The organism is Aerosakkonema funiforme FACHB-1375 (genome assembly GCF_014696265.1).
Classification (GTDB): domain Bacteria; phylum Cyanobacteriota; class Cyanobacteriia; order Cyanobacteriales; family Aerosakkonemataceae; genus Aerosakkonema; species Aerosakkonema funiforme_A.
On sequence record NZ_JACJPW010000009.1, the window covers coordinates 22,529 to 48,658 of the forward strand.

A 26,130-nucleotide genomic window follows, 5' to 3' on the forward strand; every position below is an offset into this window, starting at 1 on the left:
ACCAACAGAGCCGTCGATCGGGGAATTTTTTTAAACAGAACTGAGATCGGTATGTGGTGGAGGCGTGACAATTTCAAACCAATAATGACATAAAGCCTTCATAACGTTCACCAATTCTTTAAAAGTCAGTGGTTTGACAATAAAAGAGTTCGCGCCCAACTTATAGCAATCTAAGATATCTTCCTCCCGTTTTGAAGTAGTGATAACCACAATAGGAATGTGCTTCAAATTAGAGTTAGACTTAATTTGTGCCAGCGCTTCTTTTCCATTTAAACACGGCATATTCAAATCGAGTAAAATCAGGTTTGGGCGCGGCGAACTGGTAGGGTCGCTGTATTGCCCGCGACGGTACAAATAATCCAGCAGTTCCGAACCATCTTGTAATACGTAAAGATTGATAGCTAAGGGAACTTCTGCTAGCGCCTCTGACATTAGGTAACAAGCGTTTTCATCATCGTCAGCTATCAAAATAGTGAATGTTTTGGTATTGATATATGATTTATCATTGCTTACGGCTGTTTTCAAATATGGTGAAATTACAGAGGTAATCAACGGATTTGTCATAAAAGTATGGGTCTCAATAGCGATCGCCTGACAGATTTTTGTTAAAAATGGTAAAGTAAAAGGTTGACCCTTGACCGAGTGCAGATTCTACCCAGATGCGACCGCCATGACGTTGCACAATTTTTTGACAAATTGCTAAACCAATGCCAGTCCCAGAGTATTCTTTTTGCGTGTGCAAGCGCTGAAAAATTTGAAAGATGCGCTCGCGGTACTTGGGGTCAATCCCAATTCCATTATCGCGGATCGCAAAAAGCCACGCACCTTCTTGAAAAGAAACGTTAACGGAAACGATTGGAGGTTCCTCATTACGGCGGTACTTAATGGCATTACCGATTAAGTTTTGCAACAGTTGCACCATTTGAGAGCGATCGGCCATTACTGCTGGCAGTTCGCTTTTTGTAACAATTGCATTACTTTTGCGAATACTGGCCTGAAGATTAGCGCAAACTTCCTCAAACACCAGATTGCAGTCAACTAGCGCAAAAGCTTTGTGACTCCTGCCAACTCGCGAATACAAAAGTAAGTCATCGATGAGCCGCTGCATTCGCTTAGCACCCGATACAATTTTATTTATATAGTTATTAGCCTTATCGTCAAGTTTATCTTCATAGCGTTCTTCTAAGAGCTGAGCGTAGCTGGCGATCGTTCCTAAAGGCGCTTGCAAATCGTGGGAAGCAACATAGGCAAACTGTTCCAGTTCGGCATTAGAACGAGCCAATTCTTGAGCGTAGCGAGTTTGCTTTTCCAGTAATTGAGCTTGATACAAAGCTATGCTTAACCGCTCCGCTAATTGTTGTAAAAGTTCAATTTCCAGTTGCGCCCATTCTCTCATTTCGTTACATTGCTGAACGCACAGCAAACCCCATAATTTTTGAGGGGACGAAGGGGAAATAGGGAGAGGGGGAGAAGATTTTAATTTGCTATTCCCGTTTTCCGATTCTCCAATGACGAGAATTGGCACGATTAAGTTGGAACGAATCTGATGCTGCTGCATAAATTCCACATAGCAAGGAGTGCAGCCAAGGTTATCAATTTCGGAACAAAAGCGGATTTGTCCTTGGTAGTATTTTTCTAAATATTGAGCGGGCAAACACCGATCTTCTACAACTAATCCCAGCAAGCTGGTAAAGTTAGCAACAGTAGCTTCGCTGACAATTTTGCCTCCCCCTTCTGGCAGCAGGCGAAAGAACAAAACGCGATCGGCATTCAGGGTGTTCTTTACTTCAGTAACCGTGTTGTGGAGAATTTCCTCTATTTGCAAAGATTCGCGGATTTTAAGAGTTAGAGATGCGATTAATTGCTGGTGCTGGACTTGACGGAGTTTTTCTGCTTCTGCTTGTTTTTCTTCCGTGATATCTACCGCACTGCCTTGCAATTTAACAATTTTTCCGGTGGAATCTCGAATCGGGATTAAAGTAGTTCGCCAAATCCGAGTTCCTCCTGGCAATGCTAGCGTTTCTTCGTATTTAATCGGAACGCCAGCACTAAGACAGGCGCGGTAGCGTTCCGTAACGTGGGCGGCGACTTCGGGTGAGAGGACTTCTGTTGGTGTCTTGCCTGCAATTTCCCCACCAGAAATACCCGTTGCCCGTTCGTGAATTGGGTTCATAGTTTGATAGACAAACTGACCGTCGGGCAGAACGTTAATGAGAAAAATGCTTTCGGCTGAATGGTTAAAAATGCCAGCATAAAGTGCCTCTGAAGCTCGCAGTTCTTCTTGTGCTTGCTGCCTAGCCCAGTAGCTGTAGATCATCTCGCCAACAACTCGCAGCAGTTGCACATCTTCATCCGACCAATCTTTGCGGTTTTCTCGATACGTTTCAAATCCAATCGTTCCCCAGAGTTGACCGGATGCCGTGTTGACGGGAACGGCTAGTACAGAACGGATACCCAGGGACTTGAGCAGGTTTTTTTCAATTTCTGCTGTTGTTGGCATTGCTTCCACATCGCTAATCACAGCATTTTCATTTTTCCGATATTTTTCGACCCACCAAGGAAATAAACTGGTGTCTACATTTTGAAAATGTTGGATTTGGGGTTGAGTTTGACTGTCGCACCATTCATGAGTCATATAAGCAAAGGTGCTGTTTTCTCGGAAGCGGGTAAGATAGGCGCGATTTGTGCCTACCGCTAGTCCTAATATTGCCAGAACTCGATCGATATCTGCGGCTTCGTTGGTGGCAAATTCTCTGGATACTGCGGCCAAGGCTGTTTCTAAAGTTAGGCGATATTGCAGTTGTTTTTCGGCGAGTTTGCGCTCTTGGATATCCTCGATCGCGGCCATAATGTAACTGATAGCACCGTCAGAGTCCAGTACTACTGATAATGTGAGTTTTCCCCATTGCAGGCGACCGTCTTTGCGGATGTAGCGCTTTTCGATCGAGTAATGTTGAATTTCGCCAGCTAATAGCTGACGGTAATATCTCAGGTCTAGTTCTAAGTCTTCTGGGTAGGTAATTTCTTGGAAAGTTAGCGTCAGGAGCTCTGACTCAGAGTATCCCAAAAAGTCGCAATATCGTTGGTTAACTTTGAGAAGCTGACCGGATAGTGAGGATACAACAATTCCCACCGCAGCTTGCTCGAAAATAGCTCGGAAGCGTGCTTCGCTTTCTCTTAATGCTTCTTGTGCTTGTTTGCGCTGGGTAATGTCGCTGGCAATTCCCGCCAAGCGGTAAATTTCTCCGGCGGAGTTTCTGACGGGAAAAGTGCGATCGAGTACCCAAACAATTGAGCCATCAGGACGAATAACGCGATATTCTTGCTCGACTGCTTCCCCCTGGAACAGACGTTCCCAAGCATTGCGAATTTGGTCTCGGTCTTCTGGATGAACAGCATCTAACCAGCTAATTCTTCGTTCGTAGGCACTTTGGCAACTGCGACCCCAAATTTCTTCATAAGCGGGACTGACGTAGAGAAGCTGGGTGATTTCTGCATCTCCTATCCAGAAACATTCGCGAATGCTGCTAGCCATCTGGTCAAATCTCGATTTGCTTTCTAAAAGATCTGCTTCTATTTGTCGGCGTTCGCGAATTTCTTGCTCTAATAATTCATTTTTTTCTTGTAGCTGTCGAGTCATCGCTCGCAGTTTTAAATGTATATTAATCCGCGCTAAAATTTCTTCATTTACAAATGGTTTTGTCAGATAATCTACTGCACCCAATGTCAATACTTTGACTTCATCTACCTTATCGGAAAGACCCGTCATAAAAATTACTGGAATGTCTCGGCTTTCCGGTTTATTTTTTAAACATTGGAAGGTTTCAAGCCCGTCCATTCCCGGCATCATTACATCTAACAAAATCAAATCGGGTAAGATTGTTTCCATCTGTTTTAAAGCAGTTTCGCCCGATTCGGCAATTAAAATTTCAAACCCTTGTGCTTGCAAAAAAATGCACAGGAATTGCAGGTTATTTGGCCAATCGTCAACTATTAAAATTTTTGGTTTTCCGGTTAATTCCATAAATAGTATTTTTGGATAAATATTATAGGGAACTTGATGGCTGTTAAAAAAAATACCACCTTTTTCTTCAAGATCCGCTTTGCGCTTCAAGTGACTTGGTAATTAGTTTCCAAACAGGTGACAAGTAAAGCTTGACATTTTGACTAAATTGTGGTATTATTATCAGATTATAATAGAGTTAAGGCACAAAATATTGCTGCTATTTTATACTAAAAAGTTTTGGGTACTTGTTTTGGAAGCCGAAAATCGAAACACAGCATTTTTTCTGCATTCTGCAATAGCAGTTCGTTAGCAGAAACGACGCTAAAATTTCAGATATAAGTGAAGAAGAGGGCGATATGCTGGCTTCGTTAGCAAAAAATAACTTTTCTAAATAATTTTTGACTTATTAAAATTTAGGTAAAAACAACTAGAAGCGCTATTTTCATAACTGTTATAATTTATTGAAATATTATTTGTGAAAAGTTAAGGATAAGTTATGAGCGGGTTGTTATGAAGTGGCTGCCAGATAAGACGGTAAATGCCAATATTTTAATAGTTGATGATACCCTTCACAACTTGCGTCTGTTGTCAAATATATTAAGCGATCGCGGCTATAAAGTGCGATGCGTACCCAAGGGAACGATGGCTCTGGCGACAGCGCGTTTATCTCCGCCAGACTTGATATTGCTAGATATTATGATGCCAGAAATGGATGGCTACGAAGTCTGCGAACAGCTAAAAACAGACGCGCTGACTTCCGATATACCGGTTATTTTCATCAGTGCTTTACACGAAGCGCTAGATAAAGTCAAAGCCTTTGCCATTGGCGGAGTAGACTATATCACCAAACCGTTTCAAGTAGAAGAGGTTTTGGCTAGGGTTGAAAATCAATTGCGCTTGCAGAAGCTGCAAAAACAACTGGCAGAGCAAAATGCCTTGTTACAGGAAGAAATTCGGGTGCGGCGCGAGGCGGAAATGGCTTTGCGGCTGCAATTAAAGCGGGAACAGCTGGTGGGAGCGATACTGGAACGCATTCGTTCCTCTCTCAATTTAGAGGAAGTGCTGACAGTGGCAGTTAGGGAAGTGCGATCGTTTTTGTCAACCGATCGCATCATCATTTACCGTTTTAACCCCGACTGGAACGGAGTAGTAGTTGTCGAGTCGGTAGCGTCAGGGTGGACATCCACTTTGGGAATTGAGATTGGGGACGAATGCTTTATCAAAACCTATATTCCCCTTTACCAGCAAGGACGCATTCGAGCGCTTCCAGATATTATCGGATCAGATTTGCAGCAGTGTCACAAAAATCTGCTCGGTAGATTCGAGGTGAAAGCTAGCTTAGTAGTCCCCATCTTGTATGGAGAAGAAACGAGCGAAAATGCCAATTCATTAATTCCCAATCAGTTATGGGGACTGCTAATTGCCCATCATTGCCAAGGAGAAAGAGAGTGGCACTCATCAGAGATAGAATCTCTCAAACAACTGTGCCTGCAATTGGCGATCGCCATCAAGCAATGCACCCTCTTTGAACAAGCTAAAACAGAAATTGCCGAACGCAAACAAGCAGAGGAAAAGCTGCGACAGAGCGAACAGCGTTTTCGCGATGTCTCCGAAGCAGTGGGCGAATATCTATGGGAAGTAGACGCTAACAACACCTACAGCTTCGTTACCGACAGAGTGAAATCGGTTAAAGGATATGCACCTTCCGAATTAATCGGACACAAGCCGATCGAATTCATCTGTCAAGAAGATATTGAAAAAGTTAGAAATATATTCAGCGATGCCTTTAGCAAAAAATGCACCTTTAAACTACAACATCGCAATATCACTCCCTCTGGTGAAATTGTTTGGGAAGAAGTCGTTGGCATTCCACTTTTCGACAATCAAGGTAATATAGTCGGTTTTCGCGGCACCGGACTAAATATTACAGAACGCAAGCAAGCAGAAGAAGCACTGCAAAAAGCGAAAGAAGCTGCCGATGCAGCAAATCGCGCCAAGAGCGAATTCCTCGCCAACATGAGCCACGAACTGCGAACGCCGCTTAATGCCATCTTGGGATTTACTCAAATAATGAACCGCGATTCATCCCTTCACCAAGAGCAGCGGGAGCATCTGAGAATCATCAATCGCAGCGGCGAGCATTTGCTGTCACTGATTAACGACATTCTAGATATGTCCAAAATTGAAGCTGGCAGAACAACCTTTAATGAAAAGACCTTTGACTTAATTCATCTGCTAGAGAGCCTGGAAGAAATGTTGCGATTAAAAGCTTCTAGTAAAAGCTTAGATCTTCGCATTAAGTATACCCCAGATATTCCTCAGTACGTGCGAACTGACGAGGGTAAATTGCGCCAAGTTTTGATTAACCTGCTGGGAAATGCGATCAAATTCACTGAAGAAGGAAGCGTAACCCTGCGCGTCAGAGTGGGAGACTGTGAGAGTGGGAGAGTGGCAGATGCCCAACAACTTCTTTCTCCCCCTTATCTGCTCCCCACCTCAACTGGGCCTCACTTTTTCGACCTTTTGTTTGAAGTGGAAGACACTGGCCCTGGTATTGCCAAAGAAGAGATGCACAAGTTATTTCAAGCTTTCGGACAAACAGAAATCGGTAGACAATCTCAACAAGGAACTGGGTTGGGTTTAGCCATCAGCAAAAAATTCGTGCAACTGATGGGAGGAGATATCACCGTCAGCAGTAAAGTGGGTATAGGAACAAAATTTGCATTCAATATCCAGGTGCGTTTAGCTCGATCGCAGGAAGTAGAGACAGCCAAGGAATCCAGGAAGGTAATCGGTTTAGCGCCTCACCAACCTGAATATCGCATCTTGGTAGTCGAAGATGTCAAAGTCAGTCGCCTTCTATTGATCAAACTTCTGGCGTCGGTCGGCTTTTGCGTGTGCGAAGCTACCAACGGCAGCGAAGCAATTGCCCTATGGGAAAGTTGGAAACCCCACCTAATTTTTATGGATATGCTGATGCCGGTGATGGACGGATATGAGGCGACCAAACATATTAAAGAGCGAGCTAGCGGTCACCAAACCGCAATTATAGCTCTGACTACTAATGCCTTTGACGAACAGCGAAACTCTGTTTTGTCAGCAGGCTGCGATGATTTTATTCGCAAGCCTTTCCGAGAGCAGTTAATCTTTGACAAAATTGCTGATTATTTGGGGGTAAAGTATATCTACGAAAAGCGGTTGCCAGAGCAAAGGCAAAAAGCAGAAGCTCGAAAAGAAAGTTCATCTGACCATTTAGGAGGAGTTTATTCTCAGAGCGTTCATCTATCGTCTTTGCAAGAGATGTCTGGTGAATGGATTGCCGCTTTGCATCAAGCCGCAATAGAAGCAGATGACGAATTAATTTTAAATCTAGCCGAGCAAATTAACAATACAAATGCTGCCTTGTCAAAGTATATAAGCGATTTAGCGCATAGCTTCCAATTTGAAAATATTAATGCTCTTACAGAAAAAATAATCAAATATATAGGCTAGAATAGATGACTTCAGAACAAGGAAATCAAAGGGTATATAAGAAAATGAATAAGGATATAGCATCTACAATAAAAGGCAACATTCTACTTGTTGACGATACGCCGGATAATCTGCACCTTTTATCCAATTTGTTGAGCGCACAGGGTTATAAAGTTCGGTGCGTAACGAACGGACAAACGGCATTGAAGGCAGCTCGCGCTAAACTACCCGACTTGATTCTGCTCGATATCATGATGCCGCATATGAATGGCTACGAAGTTTGTCAAATCCTGAAATCCGATATGCAAACGAGAGACGTTCCGGTGATTTTTTTGAGTGCATTAGATGAAGTTTTAGACAAGGTAAAAGCCTTTACCGTTGGAGGTGTAGACTACATTACTAAGCCATTTCAGTTTCAAGAAGTTTTAATCCGCGTCGAAAATCAACTGGCTTTAAAAACGGCAGAAACAAAAGTTCGTCAACTGAACGCAGAACTTGAAATTAAGGTAAAAGAGCGTACCTGCGAACTGGAAGTGACGAATCAAGAACTTCAGCGGGAAATTGCCGAACGCAAGCTTCTAGAAAAGCAACTTTTGCACATGGCGCTGCACGATCCGCTGACTGGTTTGCCCAATCGCGCTTTGTTTATGGAGCGTTTGAAACAAGCTGTCATCCGCGCCAAGCAACAGCCAGAGTACCAATTTTCAGTGCTGTTTCTAGATTGCGATCGCTTTAAAATCGTCAATGATTCTCTCGGTCATTTGGTGGGAGATGAGTTGCTGACGGCAATTGCTAGCCGATTAAAATTATCTCTCAGTCCAGTTGATACTTTGGCCAGATTAGGTGGGGATGAATTCACTCTTCTTTTAGAAGAAATTAAAGATATTACCAGCGTTACACAGATTGCAGAGCGCATTCTTTGGGAATTATCTCGCCCGTTTTACCTAGATAAACGCGAAGTATTCATAACTGCTAGTATTGGCATTGTCCTGGGCAATGCTACCTACGATCAACCAGAACATTTGCTGCGAGATGCCGATACGGCAATGTATCGCGCTAAGGCATTCGGAAAAGCGCGGTATCACGTCTTCAATCCAGCCATGCACCAGGAAGCACTTCAGCTTTTACAGTTGGAAACTGACCTTCGCAGAGCGATCGAACGGCAAGAATTTGTCGTGTATTATCAGCCCATAGTCAGTCTTTGCGAAGGCAAAATTTCTGGCTTTGAAGCCCTCGTGCGCTGGCAGCATCCCACACGCGGTTTCGTTTCTCCCGCAGAGTTCATTCCCGTGGCAGAAGAAACCGGCTTGATTACTTTCATCGGTACTTGGGTAATGCGGGAAGCTTGTCAGCAGCTTCGCATTTGGCAAGAAGAAAAACTTTCTCAAGAATCCCTAACTATGAGCGTCAATCTTTCGGTGCGCGAGTTCTCTCAACCCAACTTGATCGAGCTGATTGATGATACTCTTAAAAAAACTCAACTGAGCCCTCAAAATTTAAAACTAGAAATTACTGAAAGTGCAATTATGGAAAAAGATGGGTCGGTCACGGCGATTCTCCAGCAACTTAGAAACCGTCAAATTCAGTTGAGTATTGATGATTTTGGCACCGGTTATTCTTCCCTCAGCTATTTGAATCGTCTTCCAGTTGATACCCTTAAGATTGACCGCTCCTTTATTAATCCTATAGATAAAAATTCTGAAAGTTTGGGTTTAGTTCCTGCTATTATCACTATTGCTCATTCGCTGGGTATGAGTGCGATCGCAGAAGGTGTCGAAACCCAACAACAGCTAGCCAAATTGAGGACATTAAACTGTGGCTTCGGTCAGGGATACTTGTTCTCGAAACCATTGGGAAGCAAATTAGCAGCAGACTTGCTCGCCTCATCTCCCCAGTATTGAAAGTCAATCATGAAGAGGTAGAGGGAAAAGGGAAAAGATTTATTCTCTCACTCTCCCACTATTCTCCCAGTGCTAGCCAAAAACCTCGCAATGCAAAGCGATCAAATCTTTGCCGGAATAGTGAAGTAAAAAGTTGTTCCCACTCCAGGTTGAGATTCTACCCAGATGCGTCCTCCATGACGTTCCACAATTTTCTTGCAGATGCTCATACCGATGCCATTACCTGGGTATTTTTTATAAGAGTGCAGGCGTTGAAAAACTTCAAAAATACGCTCAAAATGCTGAGTTTCTATGCCTATGCCATTGTCGCGAACTGCTACGATCCATTCGTCGTTTTTCTTTGCTTTGGCAGTAATCTCGACCTGCGGCGGAACTTCGGGGCGACAAAACTTGATGCTGTTGCTAATCAAGTTTTGGAAAACCTGCATCAGTTGCGTGCTAGAGCCCATTACTGTGGGCAAATCGGAATAGCTAATACTTGCACCGCTGGCGCAGATTTCTTCGTCCAGATTGGCTAGCACTTCTTCTAGTACGGTTTTGCAGTCAGTCGGTTTGAATTCTTCTGTACAGGTGCCTACCCTAGAATAATCTAGCAAGTCTTCAATTAGCTGTGTCATCCTCCATCCCGCATTCACAATATTTGCGATGTATTGTTTAGCATCTGTATCGAGATGATTTTCGTATGTTGCTTCTATAATACGGGCGTAGCCAACGATCGCTTGTAGGGGTGATTGCAGATCGTGGGAGGCAATGTAAGCGAATTGTTCCAGTTCGTCGTTGGATCTTTTCAGTTCTTCGTTCAACTTTTGCAACTGTGTATTTTGCTCGGTGAGTTGACGATACAACTGTTGAATAGTCAGTTGATTGGCGACGCGAGCGAGAACTTCTTCCACTTGAAACGGTTTGGTAATGTAGTCTACGCCACCGACGCTAAAAGCTTTTACTTTGTCCACCACATCATCGAGAGCGCTGATAAAAATTACTGGCACCTCGCAGGTTTTATCCGAAGCTTTCAGCCTTTGGCAAACTTCATAGCCGTCCATATCCGGCATCATAATATCGAGTAAAATTACATCGGGTAATAGAGTCTGACAAGCAGTCAGAGCCATTTGACCGTTCAAGGCTTTGCGAACCTGGTATCCCTCTTCTCTCAGCATGAAAGATAATATACGCAAGTTATCTGGCTGATCGTCAACTACGAGGATGTTACCTTTAAGTGTATGGGAAGAATTTTTACTCATTGTTTGTGAACCCCGGCTGTAGATTACCATCGCAACTGGGGCGCAGCCGCAAGCAGGTTTAAAACCAATTTATTTTCCAAAGGTTTAGAAAATAGGCAGCCCTAACCAAAGTTACAGTTTCTTTTGTAATCTTTTCTCAAAGAATAGCAAATTTATCGGTGGCTCATAGCCTAATCTGAGGGTTATTGAGAGAGGGACAAACCTATATTTTACACTAAAACAGCGAGATAGACTGCCTGTCGTTCTGGTTAATTTACATATGGACAGGATAGGATCTGCCTTTTGCCGTACTCGATTGGAACGCTACAAGTACTTTGCCTCAACCCCCACAGGCGATCGCTAACCTATTGGGAGACACCATTTTTTTTCCAGGTTGTCCGACCCAAATAAGGGTATTTCTGGAAGTCTGTAAATATTTATACACATAAGTTGGATTTGTCAATACCTATTTGCCGAAAATTCAGCAAGTCAAAGTACGAGTTTTTACGCATCATGATGGATAAAAGCCTACGATCGTCAGTATTTTACCTGAATTGGATTTGAGCGGAGCGATGTTTCTATCTATATTTAAATGTAAATTTTCGATGAAGATTGGCTCGGCACTGATGACAGTAGTGATGCGGGTATGCCAATCTGTTTTTAGTGATGATACTTAGATGAGCACGAAAATAACAGATAAAGTAACTTTTCCCGATATTAATCGGTAGTCTCAACTAACACAAAAGTTTTCGCGCATCCCTCTTGTCAATATCACCGCTGTTAACGCTTACTTATTTGGAAAAATTAAAAAATGAATATTTCAACTATGATGAAAAAGTTATCGATCGCTACCGCTGGTGCAGCGTTGATCGCTGTGGGAGCAGACGAGATATGCAGTGACCGACCAAACCGGTCCAGGTTCATACGTCTTGTTTCAAGATATTTTCCTAGAAGCTGGTTCGCAGCACCAACTTTCATTTGACTGGTTTGCTCAGAGTTCTGCACCATTTTTCAATCCGGGAAACATGAACGCATTTGGCCCTCCCAATCAACAGTTTCGAGTCGATCTTGTTTCTGCTGGATTTAGCAACTGGTTTGGCCCTTCTTCATCGGCTGGGGTACTAGCAAATATTGTGGCTCCAACTGCTTCACCTCGTCAGTGGGCTAGCACCGCATTCGATCTAAGTGCATGGGCAGGTCAAACAGTGCGATTGGCTTTCCGGGAAGTTGACAACCAATTGTTTTTCCAGGCTGGTGTTGATAATGTGAAAATTCGCTCTACTCCTATCGAGACAGTTCCCGAACCAGCTTCTACCTTGGGCTTGCTGGCGCTAGGTGCAATGGGTGCAGCTTCACTGAAGCGCAAACAGCAACAGAAAGCAACAGAAAAAGCTTAGGCGAATTTTGGCCAAAGAATGTTTTGGACGATCGCACACCATCTCCAACTGCTTGCGCCTCAACCCGCAGAAATATCCCGTTCGGTGGTAATCTGAGAAATGGCATTGCTAAATGTTAAGACAGTTCCCCCATATCTATATAGATAGGCGCAAGCATGGTAGCCAGCACAGAAAGAACAAACATAGGCCGCATCAGCCAGATCATTGGCCCCGTTGTAGACGTTGAATTCTCCGCCGGCAAAATGCCGCAGATTTACAACGCCTTGAAAATCCAAGGCAAAAACGAAGCAGGACAAGACGTATCCGTCACCTGCGAAGTACAGCAGCTGCTGGGCGACAACCAAGTCCGCGCCGTTGCCATGAGTACCACCGATGGTTTGGTGCGCGGTATGGAAGCGGTAGACACCGGCGCTCCCATCAGCGTACCAGTTGGCGCTGCTACCTTGGGTCGCATTTTCAACGTGCTGGGCGAACCGATCGACAACCTGGGCCCAGTCAATACCTCGGAAACTTTCCCCATCCACCGTCCCTCTCCCAAACTGACGGAATTAGAAACCAAACCCTCCGTTTTTGAAACAGGCATCAAAGTAGTAGATTTGTTGGCTCCCTATCGTCGGGGTGGCAAAATCGGTTTGTTCGGTGGTGCTGGCGTGGGCAAAACCGTCATCATCCAAGAACTGATCAACAACATCGCTAAAGCTCACGGTGGTGTGTCCGTGTTTGGCGGTGTGGGCGAACGCACCCGCGAAGGTAATGACCTCTACAATGAATTCAAAGAATCGAAGGTCATTAACGAAGAAAATATCGGCGAATCTAAGGTAGCGCTGGTATACGGTCAGATGAACGAGCCACCGGGAGCCCGGATGCGCGTTGGTCTGTCGGCGCTGACAATGGCTGAATACTTCCGCGATGTGAACAAGCAAGACGTGCTGCTGTTCATCGATAATATCTTCCGGTTCGTGCAAGCGGGTTCCGAAGTGTCCGCACTGTTGGGTCGGATGCCTTCTGCGGTAGGATATCAGCCCACCCTAGCTACCGAAATGGGTGCTTTGCAAGAGCGGATCACCTCGACCACCGAAGGTTCCATCACCTCGATTCAAGCAGTGTACGTACCTGCGGACGACTTGACCGACCCCGCTCCCGCTACCACCTTCGCTCACTTGGATGCTACCACGGTGCTGTCTCGCGGTTTGGCTGCGAAGGGAATTTACCCAGCAGTCGATCCCCTGGATTCCACTTCCACGATGTTGCAACCGAGTGTTGTGGGTGACGAACACTACCAAACAGCTCGTTCGGTGCAATCGACTCTGCAACGTTACAAAGAATTGCAAGACATCATTGCCATTCTCGGTTTGGATGAACTGTCGGAAGATGACCGTTTGACGGTAGCGCGTGCGCGTAAGATCGAGCGTTTCTTGTCTCAGCCGTTCTTTGTGGCAGAAGTGTTTACCGGTTCTCCCGGTAAGTACGTGAAGCTGGAAGATACGATCAAGGGCTTCAAACAGATTCTTTCCGGTGAATTGGACGCTCTACCGGAGCAGGCTTTCTATATGGTAGGCACCATTGAAGAAGCGATCGCTAAAGCCGAAAAGATCAAGTCTGGTAAGTAAGAATTTTGGATTTTAGATTTTAGATTTTGGATTGAAATTTTTTAATCCAAAATCTAAAATCCTCTCATCCAAAATTCTCTTTCCTCAATCGAAAATCCAAAATCGAAAATCCAAAATCGAAATGACTTTAAACGTTCGCGTGATTGCGCCAGACAAGACAGTCTGGGATTCTCCAGCCCAAGAATTGATTCTGCCCAGCACCACCGGGCAATTAGGTATTCTCAGCGGACACGCACCACTTTTGACTGCTTTGGATACAGGCGTGATGCGAGTTCGTCAAGATAAAGGTTGGGTATCTATTGCTCTGATGGGCGGATTTGCCGAAGTCGAAGAAGATCGAGTGATTATTTTGGTTAATGGTGCCGAACGCAGCGAATCCATTAATGTGGAACAAGCTCGCGCCGCTTACACCCAAGCTCAAGAGCGCTATAACCAAGTGCAAAACAGCGAAAACCGTCAGGAAAAATATCAGGCAACTCAAGCTCTGAAGAGGGCACGCGCCCGTTTTCAAGCTGTGGGTGGCATGGTGCAAGTCTAAGAAAGTAGGGTGGGCATTGCCCACCCTACTTTAAAGTTATCGGAAAGTAGCGATATATTTAAAGTTTTAGTAAAGATTTGCAATAGGTTGAAAAAATTACATCTATCTTGGGTAGTAATTGGGCAGAATAGGTAAGTCCACCAGATCGGTTACGCTGTCGGCTTAACTTTGGGCGGGCTTGAGGTTTTTGACGTTCTGATTCGTCGATCGCAATGCCTAAGTCCTCAGCCGACTTACCTAAGTAGCATTGCTGACAGTACGAATCGTTTACTAATCAAAGGCTGATAAGAATGGTTGATTTTACTGTAGCGATTCCCACTTACAATGGAGCCACCCGCTTACCCAAAGTTCTCAACAGACTGCTCGATCAGCTCGACACAGAACACTTTTCCTGGGAAATCTTAGTTGTTGACAACAACAGTAAAGATAATACCGCAAAAGTGGTGCGCGAGTATCAAAGCAACTGGCCGCAAGCTTATCCGTTAAAATATGTATTTGAAGCAGAGCCAGGAGCTGCATTTGCCAGAAATAGAGCTGTGCAAGAAGCCACAGGTAAATTGATTGGTTTCCTCGATGACGATAACTTGCCAGAATCTGACTGGGTGGCAGCAGCTTACCAATTCGGTCAAGTCCATCCAGAGGCGGGTGCTTATGGCAGCCAAATCTTCGGGAAGTTTGAAGTCGAACCACCCCAAAATTTTCACAGAATTGCTGGTTTTTTGGCAATTACGCAGCGAGGTGCCACAGCACATCGCTACGAACCGCGTAAAAAGCTGCTACCCCCTGGCGCTGGGTTAGTAGTTCGCAAACAAGCTTGGCGCGACAACGTTCCCGAACGTTTGGTGTTGAACAATCTGGGTAAAGAAGCGGGTTTAGCCAGTGAAGATTTAGAAGCTTTGTTGTATATCCAGAAAGCGGGTTGGGAAATTTGGTACAACCCAAATATGCAAATTTATCACGAGATTCCTAGCTGGCGTTTGTCAAAAGATTACCTAATATCTGTGGCGCGTTGTATTGGTTTGAGTCGCCATCAGTTGCGGATGGTGAAATTAAAAAATTGGCAAAAACCGCTGTTGATTCCGATTTATTTTACGAACGATTTACGGCGATTGATTATGCACTTGGTTAAATATAAAGGGGTGGCGAAAAAAGATGCGATCGTAGCTTGTGAATTAGAGCTATTGCGGTGCAGCTTAATTAGTCCTTTCTTTGTAGGAAACAATATTTAGACGCTCAAACCGCATCGAAAATCACCCCAAAAAAGCTAGCTGAATTAGACATGAAAGAGCAGCCAGTATCAGGCAAATCAAGATAACCAAAAATTGAAGTCAATGCACTTTACCGTAGTCATTCCAACTTATAATGGAGCCAGCCGTTTACCCTTGGTTCTAGAACGACTGCGCCAACAAATGAATACTGAACATTTGGCTTGGGAAATTATTGTTGTTGATAATAACAGCCAAGATAATACAGCGCAAATTGTGCGAGATTATCAAGCAAATTGGCCAGAGAAATTTCCTTTGACATATTGTTTGGAAATGGAACAAGGAGTCGCTTTTGCTAGGCTGCACGCGGTTCGGGAAGCAAAAGGCGAATTAATTGGTTTTCTGGATGATGATAATTTACCTGATAGTAACTGGGTGGTAGCTGCTTACTCCTTTGCCAAAGCTCATCCCAAAGCAGGAGCTTTTGGTGGTCAAATACACGGTGATTTTGAAGTAAAACCGCCGGAAAATTTCCAGAAAATACAATCTTTTTTAGCAATTAGAGAGCAGGGTGAAAAACCGCGTCTTTACGAGCCAAATAATTTAAGCTTGCCGCCAGGAGCAGCAGTAGTAGTTCGTAAAAAAGCATGGTGCGAAGCCGTTCCGAACCGACCAAAATTAATCGGTAGAGTTGGCAAACAAATGTTAGGAGGAGAAGATTTAGAGCCATTATTGTATATACACAATGCCGGGTGGGAAATTTGGTATAACCCAGCGATGCACACCTATCATCAAATACCGCAGTGGCGCTTAGAAAAAGATTATTTAATTGCTCTGATTCGTGGTTCTAGTTTATGTATTTGCCATCTGCGGTTGATTAATTCTAAAACATGGCAAAAGCCAATAATTATGGCTAAGATATTCCTGGGGAGCTTGCGTCGAACAATACTGCACTTACTCAAATATGGCGGGAAAGTTAAAAATGATTTAATCCCAGCTTGCGAGATGGAGTTTTACCTGAGTAGTTTGGCAAGTCCTATTTATTTTATTAAAACTTCCCTAGCTTCCCAGTTAACTGGATATACTAGGAAAAACAAAGATACCAAAAAAGCTGGAGATGTATAGATGACAGAACCACAAGTTACCTTAGTTATAACCCAACGGGAGAGATTCAGCTATACCGAGCGTTCCCTCGAAAGTCTATACGAGAATACAACTACACCCTTCAAGTTAATCTATGTGGATGGCAATTCACCCAATCGCACAAAACGCTATCTAGAAAAACAAGCAAAAGAAAAAGGATTTCGGTTAATTCGCCGCGAAAATTTCCTCGCTCCCAATCAAGCGCGTAACCTGATTTTATCGGAAGTCGATACTAAATATGTTGTCTTTTTTGATAACGATATACTATTTACTCCGGGTTGGCTAGATCGACTTTTACAGTGCGCGGAAGAAACGGGAGCATGGTTAGTTGGGCCACTTTATTGCGAAGGGAAACCGGAAGATAAAATCATCCACATGGCAGGAGGTTTTGCACACTTCCGAGACAAGCAGGGTAAACGACAGTTTTTTGAACAACATCGCTTCGCCAGAAAACCAATTGATAAAGTAAGTTCTGAACTGCGGCGAGAAGAAACTGAATTGCTCGAGTTTCATTGTATATTGGCGCGTACCGAAATATTTGAAAAGATCGGTTTGAATGAAAAATTTTTGAGTACGGGAGAACATTGGGATTTGTGTTTGGAGGTTCGGGAAAACGGCGGTACTATTTATTTTGAGCCGAATTCGATCGTCAGTTACGTTGCACCACCCCCGTTCGCATTGTCAGATTTACCTTTCTTCTTCCTGCGTTGGAGTGAAGCTTGGAATCGCGACAGCTTAAATTATTTCCGGGAGAAATGGAATTTATCAGAAGATGACCCTTGCCTGAAAGGTCATTATATCTGGTTAAATCGTCATCGACAAAGAACGATTAGAGAGTCGATTCGTCAATTTTTACCAATCAAACGCGGTGCTTGGCTCAATCAAAATATTTTGATGCCGATCGAAAAGCTGTTGAACAAAATTTTAGTCCGTCAGTCGCCAAATAAAACCCAGAAACAAAAAGAAGAAACCGTCACCAAAGCTACAGTTTCTAAATCTTAAGCAAAAAAGCAATGTATCCCTTTGCTCAAACAAACATTCAACTGTTCGCTCAACTTTCTAGACAGGGTTATTCAGAAACAGAACTAAGCTGTATTCTAAAAGCATACCAGCTAGCAATGTCTCTATTTACAGGTTACTTTCGAGGAGACGGCAAAACTTTTATCGCTCATTTAGTAGGCACTGCTAGCATCCTAGCTTCTGTTGATGCACCTGTAGAGGTGGTAGCTGCTGGTTTGTTGCACGCCGCTTATATGCAGGGTGACTTTGGAGATGGGGGAATCGGTATATCCAACAGCAAGCAGGAACAAGTAAGGCGTGCTGTTGGTAAGGATGTAGAAAAATACATTGCTAAATATACTGCTTTGGCGTGGAACGAAGAAAGCATATCGGCGATCGCGCAAAATTTGAATACCCTTACTCCTAGCGATCGCCACGTGCTTTTGATGCTCTTGGCAAATGAATTGGAAGATCATTTAGATTTGGGAATTCTTTACTGCGCTAATTTCGAGAAACGACTGCGCTATGTCAAGCGTAGCGGCGATTTAATCGTAAAAATAGCAGAAGAATTGGGTTTTGCTAGCTTAGCTGCGGAACTAACACGAGTGTTTGCCGAAGTTACTTCAGCTAACATTCCCGCAGGACTTCGCAGCACTTATAATTATTCGTTTCAGCTTGCACCCAAATCTTATCACAAGCGTACTTTAATAGGGTTGCGCGATCGACTTGTTCAAAGTCGGCGTTTTGTAGGTTATGTTTTCCGTCGTTTAAAAAAATAGAAGCTACTGTCAATTCTTTATGTAAAACATCATATCCCTTGGCGTTGAGATGCAGCGTATCGAGATCGTACTTATTCTTGCCGTTTTCAGCTAGAAGGGAATAAGATTCGTAGGTAGGATTGAGAGAAGCGAAACCCAACCTACAACAAAATGGCGAAGGTATTGTTGAAGAAATCGGGTTTCTTTGTACTGTTGAAAACCGCTATATTAATTATTTATCAAAACTTTTCCACAAAAAGCTTCGATCGCTTTTCCATCAACATCGGTCAGCGGTACTTCTAATATAGAAGCAATTGTCGGTGCGAAATCCATCACCGAAATCGATTCTTGGATCTGACCCGGTTGAATTGATGGGCCGATCGCAAACACTAACCCATCCCCTTTATGATCTCCTGTGCGGACGCCAGTAAAAGTTTTCTCAATTGTCCCAATTTTAGGAGAATAAACTTTAGAAATCGGTGCTTCCCGATTCCATTCTACCATCAAATCCGGTAGATGCGCCATCATTTCTCCTTTATAAAAATCTGCCGTTCGGATAACTTTAGAAACCAATGGTTTACCAGTATCGACATTGACAACAGCCATCAAATCTTCCGTCAGATGTTGGCAAAAAGCTTCGTATTCCGAACCAGGGTTTATCTTTCCTTTTGGTTCGCGACCCACCAGATTTATCCGAATTCCTCCATAAGTATCGTTGTTAGGAATTGTCAAACATTTGCGACTGCTATTATCAGGTTCTTTCAAAGCTTCTCGAACTGGTTTGTCACTTTTCCAAAAGCGATTTCGTAAAGGCTTCCAGATGTAATTTCGCAGAGGTTTTAAAATCTCTCGTAAAATAGGAGTTTGTTCCCAAGATGAACTCAAAACTTGAGAAACTTGATTGCCTATAGTAGGCATTTTAACATTTTTCAGACGGCGCAGAATGTCATCTAAAATAAACGTACCGTCGTAATGTGGCCCCATGCCATGACTGGCAAGAACAAATACTGTGGTTTCCTCTCCCACCTGTTGTAAAAGTCTGCCAACAGCAGCATCAAGAGCGATATATACATCTTTGATGGGATTACCAACAGCATCAGCGATCGCTTTATCGTGTTTTGGATGAGTAGGGTCGTGAAGGCTCCAACACTGATGTCAGACGCAATGGCTTTCGCTAAAAACTGTCAGAAATAAATCCCAGCTTTCTTGGGATAAAAATTGACTGGAAAGAGCTTCTTTTGTTTCTGCTCTCTTTACTAAATCATCGCGAAAATGTTGGTATCCTGCTGCACTCCGGGAGATCCGATTGCAATAGCCAATCGGATCTCGACCGTAATTTGCTTCTATCTCTGCGGCTAGCGATCGCGGCCAAGTATAAAGCTTATCAACGATATCCGGATCGTGAGTCAGCCAGTCAACTATGTGGATACCATTCACATTTTCAGTAGGAGGAGTTCTGGGAAGATCGATAATGGCAACTTTCTTATCGGCACGACTCAAAGTATCCCAAAACATTTCTCCTTTTAAGTCAAATACGCTATATTTAGTAGTGATATAACTACCTGAATTTATTTGACTGTAACAGTAGCAACCATGCTTGGCGGCGTCAACTGCTGTGGCAAAAGAAGGCCAAATAGCGCCAACATAAAGTCCGACTGGATTGTTAGTAATTCCCCAAGCTGCTTTCTCAAAAAGCGATTTAAAAGTAGGAAGTAAGCCTTCATCAGTCCACTGAGTAATCAAATCCTTATCTGCTGCATCTAGAGCGATGAACAGTATTTTTGTTTTTGCGTTCATTTAATATTTCTTCAACAACAAGCAATTTTTATAATTCAAGCTGATTCAGTACTATATTACTCTCTTATTTGGAAATTGCCAAATTTTTATTGAAGTTTTGTTAAAATTATTGTGAGTTTTTTAGACATCTCAGAATCAAAAAGCCGAAACTACTAATACTGCTACAGCTTCTAAATCTTAAAAGCAAATTCTGAAAAAAATTATTAGGGTGTGTTAAAATCTACCCTACTATTTCTCTATTTTGATTCCTGCTAATATTTTTGCCAGTTCTTTATTCAGAACCTCATACCCCTTGGCGTTGGTATGCAAAGTATCGCGATAGAACTTATTTTTGCCTTTGCCTTTTTCCGCGAGAAGCGCATAAGTATCCAGAATTATCACATTCGGCGCTTGCAAAGAATATATGTAAGAGTTTACTTCTAGAATAGCGCGATCGACCTCCGATGACCAAAACGGTCTGCGTGCTAACGGCACCTCAGCAACGGGGAAAATAGTTGTGAGGATAACTGTAGTACCGAGAGAGTGCGATCGCTTCACAATTTCCCCTATATTATCCTTACAATTAGCGATAATACTGGCTTTTTGGCGAGGAAACAGCGGTATCGTTTTCAAATCGTTGATACCGACTTGCACGACAATAATTTTCGGACGCAACGGTAAAACGTGCTTATCAAACCTTTCCAGCACTTGACTGGAAGTTTGACCGGTAATACCTCTGTTCGCAAAGGAAAAACCTTTTAACCCACTTGGAAAAGGCCATTCTTCAGCTCGCGAATCGCCAAAGAACACCACATTTGCTGTGGCGGTATTACTCACATCCCGCTGACTGGATTTAGCGCGAAAATGCTGCAAACCCAGCGGATCTAAGTTGGTTTGATTTAGGAGAATATAGTAATGTCTTGCTGCAAAGAATAGGCGGAAATTGAGTGCTACCGATCCAATCAGAGCAACGAGACATAATAGCATAGTTAGACGCAAAAGGCGCGGCGATTTCTGCATGATGGTATGGGGGATAAAATAAGAGGCAGAGGTTGTGTATTTTCGTGACCGGGGTCAATCCGGTCACGAGGCATAAAACAAATATTACGCAGGCGTTTTTACTGTGTAATACTCATATTTAGCATACACGCTAATAATCGTATCGCCAACCTCAAAAAACGTTCCTTCTCGCTCATATTTGGAGAATTGCAAGTTGGGATATTTACCACCAATTTCTGCCGCCGTTTGCGCTACCGCGTCGATATCATCTGGTAAATGTCCGGTAGAACCGATGTAGAAAACTAGGGGACTAATTTTTTCCCGATAAACTTTTTCTACATAGTCCTCCAGTTGCTCATTTGCCGCTGTCAAAGCAGCTACAAATTCGTCGCGATTGACTTTTTCTCCGTTCCATTTTGCCTGCAACATTGGCATCAGGTTATCTGCGCCAACTTTTGATAAGATAGCGGCAACGCTACCGTTATCTTCCATACCGAGAAAATCATCAAAAATTGGCTGCATCAACTCGTCAACTTTGGTGATCTTGGTGCGCGATGACAGGGTTTTGTGCGCGAAGATAATGTTCGCATTCAAGGCGATATCGAATGTGGGTTTTTCCACCTTCTCGCCAGTATCTCGATTGTACGCCTCGTATATGCGATCGAGGAATTTATTGGCTGAAGGAAGTTTGCCGAAATTGAGGATATCTTTGCTGCCGATATCGACTTTGTAGCTTTTCCGAAAATCAACAGTGCCGTTAGCAAGCGCTGAATCTAGAGAAGCATACTCTGTCGTTTTCGGAAAGTTGATATACAGGTTTTTCGAGAGATAGTGCTTTTTCAATTCCTCCACTTGTTCGGGTATGTAAGTATCGGATTCTTTCTTCAAGAAAGCCGATAAGATACTGGCAAGTACTTTCACTTCGGCTAACTCGTCAAACACGCCGTTAAGATGGTTGTAATGGACTTTTTCAGGTACTAGAGGTAAATTGTCGAAACAGATCGTGTATTCAGCACGAAAATCATAGTTTTCGACTGGATTGCCGGATTTTTCAACTACGCCTTTTTCTTTGAAAAGATCGAACACTTTCTGGCTGGAGAATTTGACTTGTAGCGACTTGACATTTATGTCGCCATCCCTGACAATAGTGTAGTTATTGAAAGTTTCGAGATCGGTAAATAGCAAACCGGCGACTTCGGTAATTTGGTTTCCATCTTCACCATTGACCAGCTTAAACGGTCTGGAAGTCAGCATATTGATAGTTGCGGTATTGCGATTGAGTTTAAATGCGATCGCACGCACATACTCGCCACCATCGGTAAATTCACCTTTCAGCAAAGGCGGGACAAGATTGCCCTTTTCGTCTCTGGAACCGGGAATTTTCTTCAACCCTTGGCGTTGATAGTTATCCCGCAAATGCTGAAGATTAATAATGATGCTGTTGTGGTTATCTTCCCACAATTTAACTAACTCCAGCACAGAAATTTTATGGTTTAGTTTGGCGATATTTAAAGCCATGTGTCGATTTTTCCTGAATTACAAAGCGAACGTCAGGCGATGCAAGGATTTTGGATTAGTTCCTAATTCAGCACCCTGCCATTAGACATCTCCAAAAATTCTTGTGGGGTAGGCATCCTGCCTGCCCTTTGAGATTCTTTTCTGGAGAGGTATATTGGGTTAAGAGTAGCCGTGCAATCACCCTTCCCAAAGGCAATCCTTACCACAGACTACCTAGATAAACCCAGAAAAATCTAAAATTTATCTGCGTAGCCTACGGCAAGGCTATCGCCTACATCTGCGTTCATCTGCGGTTAAAAATCCGAAAAAATTTGTTAGTGACAGTAAAGATTTTAGGTAAAAGTAATGAAGTGTCCTAACTATATATATTATACTGCAAAATTAATGGATTGGGGAAATTTGAGGAGCCAAATTAATGGAAAGCATCGCCACGCACAACGGATCGGCACACCCGCGAACCCTGTTCGGCATTTCCGCAGATCTCAGCCAGTTAAACGTGCTGCTGGATGAGTTAGACGGCGACGATGAAGAAAGCAAACAGCTAATTACGAGTTGGCTGGAAGAGTTGGGAGAAGAACGCGATCGCAAACTCGATAATTACGCCGCCCTAATTTCCGAATTGGAAGCAAAAGCCGCAGTTCGCAAAGCAGAAGCGAAACGGTTGGCAGAATTAGCCGCCGCCGATGAAAAACGCGCCCAAATGCTCAAAGAAAGATTAAAATGGTTTTTCGAGGTCAACAATCTCAAAACAGTTGACACCGCACGCTACAAATTATCCATGACAAAACACGGCGGTAAAGCACCTTTACTTTTAGATGAATCGGTATCGCCAACTGAATTGCCAGAAAAATTTCAGAAAATCACTGTTGAACCCGATAAAACCGCCATTAGAGCAGCGCTAGAGGCGGGAGAAGAGTTAGAATTTGCACAACTGGGCGATCGCGGAACGAGTATTCGGATACGTTAAGAAGGGTATAGAAAAGTCAAAATTCAAAAGTCAAAAAGAAGAGGAAAAAGGGAAAATATTAATTCTTCCGCTCCCCCACTGCCCCACTGCCCCACTCTCCCGTTATTCCCCTCTTGCCATTACGAGAAGTTTAAGAATTCGGGTGAAGACTTAGGGAATTGCTAGCGTAGGGATACTCAGATCTTGAACCAGGCGTCGAAACCGGGTTTCTTGGAAATTAAAGCCAAGAGCCTAGATTTTTCGTTAAGAAACGCGGTTTCTCAGGTCTTGTTGACAGTAGTGCAAGATATGAGGATACCTACTCCCTGTTTAGGGATGATTTTTTTTATGCAAAATTTGACAAAACCTCGTAGAATCGTGGGATTGGCGGCATCGGTAGTGGCTTCGATCGCCATTTCCAGCGGCATCAACTCTGCCAACGCGGCGGCACTCAAAACCAGCCAAACAGAAAAACCAGCATCGATAAGTCTTAACGCAACTCAGACACAGCCAGAAGAAATCATTAGACCTCTGGAGAAAAGAATCTCAGGGACAGGCAAGATGCCTATCCCACAAGAGTTTTTGGAGAGGTCTATTGCACAGCAGGTGCAAACCAATAGCACCCATTATCGAATTCAACGCGCAGATATGTGGGGACTCATCCCCATCATTGTAGTTGGCGGCGTCATCGTCTGTATCCCCATATTCTTTGGCGGACTCGTCGTTATCGGCGAACGAGAAGTCGGCGTTGTGGTCAAGAAATTTGCCCTGACCGGTCGCGGACTTCCCCCAGGACGACTGATAGCTTTAAACGGCGAAGCTGGATATCAAGCCGATACCCTTGCACCTGGGTGGCACTGGGGCTATTGGCCCTGGCAATTTTCAGTTCGCAAAGAATTAGTCACCGTCGTATCCCAAGGGGAAATCGCCCTTATCGTCGCCGCCGATGGTGCTTCTATCCCGCCGCAACACATCTTGGGTAAAGTTGTAGATTGCGATAACTTTCAGGATGCCCGCAAATTCCTCAAAAACGGCGGCGAAAAAGGGCGTCAGCTAGGCTTTCTCACGGCGGGTACTTACCGCATCAATACTGCTTTGTTCAAAGTCATCACCACCGCCAACGCAACTAAAGAAGGTATGAGTAGCGAACAGTTGCGCGTCTACACGGTTGCATCGGACAAAGTTGGTATCGTCACCACCTTAGATGGTATTCCCATCTCGGAAGGCGAAATTGCCGGAGCGGTTGTTCCCGGACACGATAATTTCCAAAACGGTCAGAAATTCATCGCAGCTGGTGGAAGACGCGGTTTGCAAGAGCAAATTCTGCTGTCCGGGTCTTGGAACTTGAATCCTTGGTTTGTGCAAGTCGAACAAGTTGCCATGACGGAGATTCCGATCGGCTATGTCGGTGTGGTAATTTCTTATGTTGGCAAAGCGCACGAAGATGTCAGCGGCGCAGCTTTCACTCACGGCGATTTGGTGCGTCCGGGACACAAAGGCGTGTGGACGGAACCGCTTTACCCAGGCAAACACCCACTGAATACCCGGATTATGAAAGTGGAATTAGTCCCGACAACGAATATAGTGTTGAACTGGTCGGCGAGAACAGAACGACATAACTACGATTCCAAACTGGAATCGCTGACTGTGCGTTCTACTGATGGTTTTGCGTTCGATTTGGAAGTTGCACAGATTATTCACGTCGGTGCATTGGATGCGCCGAAGGTAATTTCCCGCGTTGGCGCGATGCAAAATCTGGTAGATCATGTATTAGAGCCGACGATCGGCAATTACTTCCGCAATTCCGCCCAAGCTTACACGGTGTTGGATTTCCTGAGTGCTAGAAGCGAACGTCAAGCTGAGGCTTCCGAGTATATTAAAACAGCTTTGCGGAGTTACGATGTGCAGGCGATCGATACTCTTATTGGCGATATTCAACCGCCAGCACAGTTGATGCAAACGCAGACCGATCGCAAAATAGCAGAAGAACAGCGCAAAACCTACGAAGTGCAGCAAATGGCGCAAACGCAACGCCAGCAACTCGTGCGCGAAACTGCCTTAGCCGACATTCAACAAGAAATGGTGAAATCCGAACAGAATGTCAGCATTGCGGAACTGAAAGCCAAAGCGCAAATCAAACAAGCGCAAGGTGAAGCGGAAGCCACAAAACTGCAAGCGGCGGCTGAGGCGGCTTCGATTCGCGCTACGGGTACTGCGAAAGCGGAAACCTATCGCGCCGGTGTGGAAGCCTTGGGTTCGCAAGGTTACACGGCGATGCAGCTAATGCAAATTATCGGCGATCGCAAAGTCCGTTTAATTCCCGATGTTCTCGTCAGCGGTAACAACGGCGGTAACGGTTTAGTCGATGGTTTGCTAACAATGCTGTTGTGGAATCAAGCAGGCAAATCGAATAATTCTACCCCGCCAATTCCACCAGAAACTAACGGCGAATTACCAAATTCAGATACCGTTCCCGTAATTCCCGTTGAGTTCTTACCCGAAAAAGAAAACGGTCAAATCAAACCGCCAACAGTTCGATAATTAAGTAAGGTGGGCAGTGCCCACCTTAGTTAACTTTCTCGCGCCCAGGTTTGAACCTGGGCGCGAAGTTTAAGGACGCTCTTATTCTGCTATAATCAAGAA

15 protein-coding genes and 2 pseudogenes are annotated in these 26,130 nt (G+C 44.0%); 11 read left to right on the forward strand and 6 right to left on the reverse strand.

Annotated elements, in window-relative coordinates:
* Window positions 1-30 precede the first annotated feature (30 nt).
* Both H6G03_RS05080 and H6G03_RS05085 read right to left on the reverse strand, forming a co-directional pair.
* Complete coding sequence (locus H6G03_RS05080) at window positions 31-465, reverse strand: response regulator (protein ID WP_456057558.1); 435 nt, start codon at window positions 463-465, stop codon at window positions 31-33.
* A 112-nt stretch (window positions 466-577) separates the two neighbouring features.
* Window positions 578-4,024, reverse strand: a complete 3,447-nt coding sequence (locus tag H6G03_RS05085) for a PAS domain S-box protein (protein WP_190462730.1) — start codon at window positions 4,022-4,024, stop codon at window positions 578-580.
* A 492-nt stretch (window positions 4,025-4,516) separates the two neighbouring features.
* On the opposite strand from H6G03_RS05085, the gene H6G03_RS05090 reads away from it, so the two are divergent.
* Window positions 4,517-7,498: a response regulator gene (locus H6G03_RS05090; RefSeq protein WP_190462732.1), complete on the forward strand. Its 2,982-nt coding sequence runs from the start codon at window positions 4,517-4,519 to the stop codon at window positions 7,496-7,498.
* Between the two features lie 44 nt (window positions 7,499-7,542).
* Window positions 7,543-9,378, forward strand: a complete 1,836-nt coding sequence (locus H6G03_RS05095; RefSeq protein ID WP_190462734.1) for a two-component system response regulator — start codon at window positions 7,543-7,545, stop codon at window positions 9,376-9,378.
* Between the two features lie 101 nt (window positions 9,379-9,479).
* Here the strand turns inward: H6G03_RS05095 and H6G03_RS05100 are convergent, their stop codons facing one another.
* Window positions 9,480-10,619 carry a response regulator gene (locus tag H6G03_RS05100; RefSeq protein ID WP_190462736.1) on the reverse strand — a complete coding sequence of 380 codons (1,140 nt, stop codon included), beginning with the start codon at window positions 10,617-10,619 and terminating at the stop codon, window positions 9,480-9,482.
* A 1,262-nt stretch (window positions 10,620-11,881) separates the two neighbouring features.
* Between H6G03_RS05100 and H6G03_RS39710 the strand changes: the two are divergent.
* The 7 genes and pseudogenes from H6G03_RS39710 to H6G03_RS05135 form a co-directional block, all read left to right on the forward strand.
* Window positions 11,882-11,995 (forward strand): annotated as a pseudogene (locus tag H6G03_RS39710) (PEP-CTERM sorting domain-containing protein); the annotation flags it as partial.
* A gap of 155 nt (window positions 11,996-12,150) precedes the next feature.
* Window positions 12,151-13,605 carry a F0F1 ATP synthase subunit beta gene (atpD, locus tag H6G03_RS05110; RefSeq protein ID WP_190462739.1) on the forward strand — a complete coding sequence of 485 codons (1,455 nt, stop codon included), beginning with the start codon at window positions 12,151-12,153 and terminating at the stop codon, window positions 13,603-13,605.
* 121 nt (window positions 13,606-13,726) lie between these two features.
* Window positions 13,727-14,143, forward strand: coding sequence for an ATP synthase F1 subunit epsilon (gene atpC / locus H6G03_RS05115; RefSeq protein ID WP_190462741.1), 417 nt, complete (start codon window positions 13,727-13,729; stop codon window positions 14,141-14,143).
* A gap of 290 nt (window positions 14,144-14,433) precedes the next feature.
* Window positions 14,434-15,372 carry a hormogonium polysaccharide biosynthesis glycosyltransferase HpsE gene (gene hpsE / locus H6G03_RS05120; RefSeq protein ID WP_190462743.1) on the forward strand — a complete coding sequence of 313 codons (939 nt, stop codon included), beginning with the start codon at window positions 14,434-14,436 and terminating at the stop codon, window positions 15,370-15,372.
* Between the two features lie 102 nt (window positions 15,373-15,474).
* Complete coding sequence (gene hpsE / locus H6G03_RS05125) at window positions 15,475-16,473, forward strand: hormogonium polysaccharide biosynthesis glycosyltransferase HpsE (protein WP_190462745.1); 999 nt, start codon at window positions 15,475-15,477, stop codon at window positions 16,471-16,473.
* Window positions 16,474-17,493 (forward strand): glycosyltransferase family 2 protein, encoded by a 1,020-nt coding sequence (locus H6G03_RS05130; RefSeq protein ID WP_190462747.1) that lies wholly within the window; start codon window positions 16,474-16,476, stop codon window positions 17,491-17,493. It abuts the gene before it with no gap.
* An 11-nt stretch (window positions 17,494-17,504) separates the two neighbouring features.
* The gene (locus H6G03_RS05135) at window positions 17,505-18,269 is read left to right on the forward strand and encodes a DUF6817 domain-containing protein (RefSeq protein ID WP_190462749.1); all 765 of its coding nucleotides are present in this window, start codon (window positions 17,505-17,507) and stop codon (window positions 18,267-18,269) included.
* A gap of 207 nt (window positions 18,270-18,476) precedes the next feature.
* Here the strand turns inward: H6G03_RS05135 and H6G03_RS37800 are convergent.
* The 3 genes and pseudogenes from H6G03_RS37800 to H6G03_RS05155 form a co-directional block, all read right to left on the reverse strand.
* Window positions 18,477-20,045, reverse strand: a pseudogene (locus tag H6G03_RS37800) (alkaline phosphatase family protein).
* 228 nt (window positions 20,046-20,273) lie between these two features.
* The gene (locus H6G03_RS05150) at window positions 20,274-21,044 is read right to left on the reverse strand and encodes an SGNH/GDSL hydrolase family protein (RefSeq protein WP_190462754.1); all 771 of its coding nucleotides are present in this window, start codon (window positions 21,042-21,044) and stop codon (window positions 20,274-20,276) included.
* 84 nt (window positions 21,045-21,128) lie between these two features.
* Window positions 21,129-22,541: a hypothetical protein gene (locus tag H6G03_RS05155; RefSeq protein WP_190462756.1), complete on the reverse strand. Its 1,413-nt coding sequence runs from the start codon at window positions 22,539-22,541 to the stop codon at window positions 21,129-21,131.
* Between the two features lie 415 nt (window positions 22,542-22,956).
* Here H6G03_RS05155 and H6G03_RS05160 point away from each other — a divergent pair, with 415 nt between their 5' ends.
* Both H6G03_RS05160 and H6G03_RS05165 read left to right on the forward strand, forming a co-directional pair.
* Window positions 22,957-23,508: a siphovirus Gp157 family protein gene (locus H6G03_RS05160; RefSeq protein WP_190462758.1), complete on the forward strand. Its 552-nt coding sequence runs from the start codon at window positions 22,957-22,959 to the stop codon at window positions 23,506-23,508.
* A gap of 327 nt (window positions 23,509-23,835) precedes the next feature.
* Entirely contained in the window at window positions 23,836-26,028 is a 2,193-nt protein-coding gene (locus H6G03_RS05165) for an SPFH domain-containing protein (RefSeq protein WP_199315142.1), read from the forward strand.
* The last annotated feature ends 102 nt before the right edge of the window (window positions 26,029-26,130 follow it).

What these genes read in the sequence shown, in the direction of transcription:
- H6G03_RS05130 (WP_190462747.1), top strand. Translation starts at nt 16,474, where the DNA reads ATGACAGAACCACAAGTTACCTTAGTTATAACCCAACGGGAGAGATTC.
- H6G03_RS05095 (WP_190462734.1), top strand. Translation starts at nt 7,543, where the DNA reads ATGAATAAGGATATAGCATCTACAATAAAAGGCAACATTCTACTTGTT.
- H6G03_RS05135 (WP_190462749.1), top strand. Translation starts at nt 17,505, where the DNA reads ATGTATCCCTTTGCTCAAACAAACATTCAACTGTTCGCTCAACTTTCT.
- H6G03_RS05100 (WP_190462736.1), bottom strand. Translation starts at nt 10,619, where the DNA reads ATGAGTAAAAATTCTTCCCATACACTTAAAGGTAACATCCTCGTAGTT.
- H6G03_RS05090 (WP_190462732.1), top strand. Translation starts at nt 4,517, where the DNA reads ATGAAGTGGCTGCCAGATAAGACGGTAAATGCCAATATTTTAATAGTT.
- H6G03_RS05160 (WP_190462758.1), top strand. Translation starts at nt 22,957, where the DNA reads ATGGAAAGCATCGCCACGCACAACGGATCGGCACACCCGCGAACCCTG.
- atpD (WP_190462739.1), top strand. Translation starts at nt 12,151, where the DNA reads ATGGTAGCCAGCACAGAAAGAACAAACATAGGCCGCATCAGCCAGATC.
- atpC (WP_190462741.1), top strand. Translation starts at nt 13,727, where the DNA reads ATGACTTTAAACGTTCGCGTGATTGCGCCAGACAAGACAGTCTGGGAT.
- H6G03_RS05150 (WP_190462754.1), bottom strand. Translation starts at nt 21,044, where the DNA reads ATGCAGAAATCGCCGCGCCTTTTGCGTCTAACTATGCTATTATGTCTC.
- H6G03_RS05165 (WP_199315142.1), top strand. Translation starts at nt 23,836, where the DNA reads ATGCAAAATTTGACAAAACCTCGTAGAATCGTGGGATTGGCGGCATCG.
- hpsE (WP_190462743.1), top strand. Translation starts at nt 14,434, where the DNA reads ATGGTTGATTTTACTGTAGCGATTCCCACTTACAATGGAGCCACCCGC.
- H6G03_RS05155 (WP_190462756.1), bottom strand. Translation starts at nt 22,541, where the DNA reads ATGGCTTTAAATATCGCCAAACTAAACCATAAAATTTCTGTGCTGGAG.
- H6G03_RS05085 (WP_190462730.1), bottom strand. Translation starts at nt 4,024, where the DNA reads ATGGAATTAACCGGAAAACCAAAAATTTTAATAGTTGACGATTGGCCA.
- hpsE (WP_190462745.1), top strand. Translation starts at nt 15,475, where the DNA reads ATGCACTTTACCGTAGTCATTCCAACTTATAATGGAGCCAGCCGTTTA.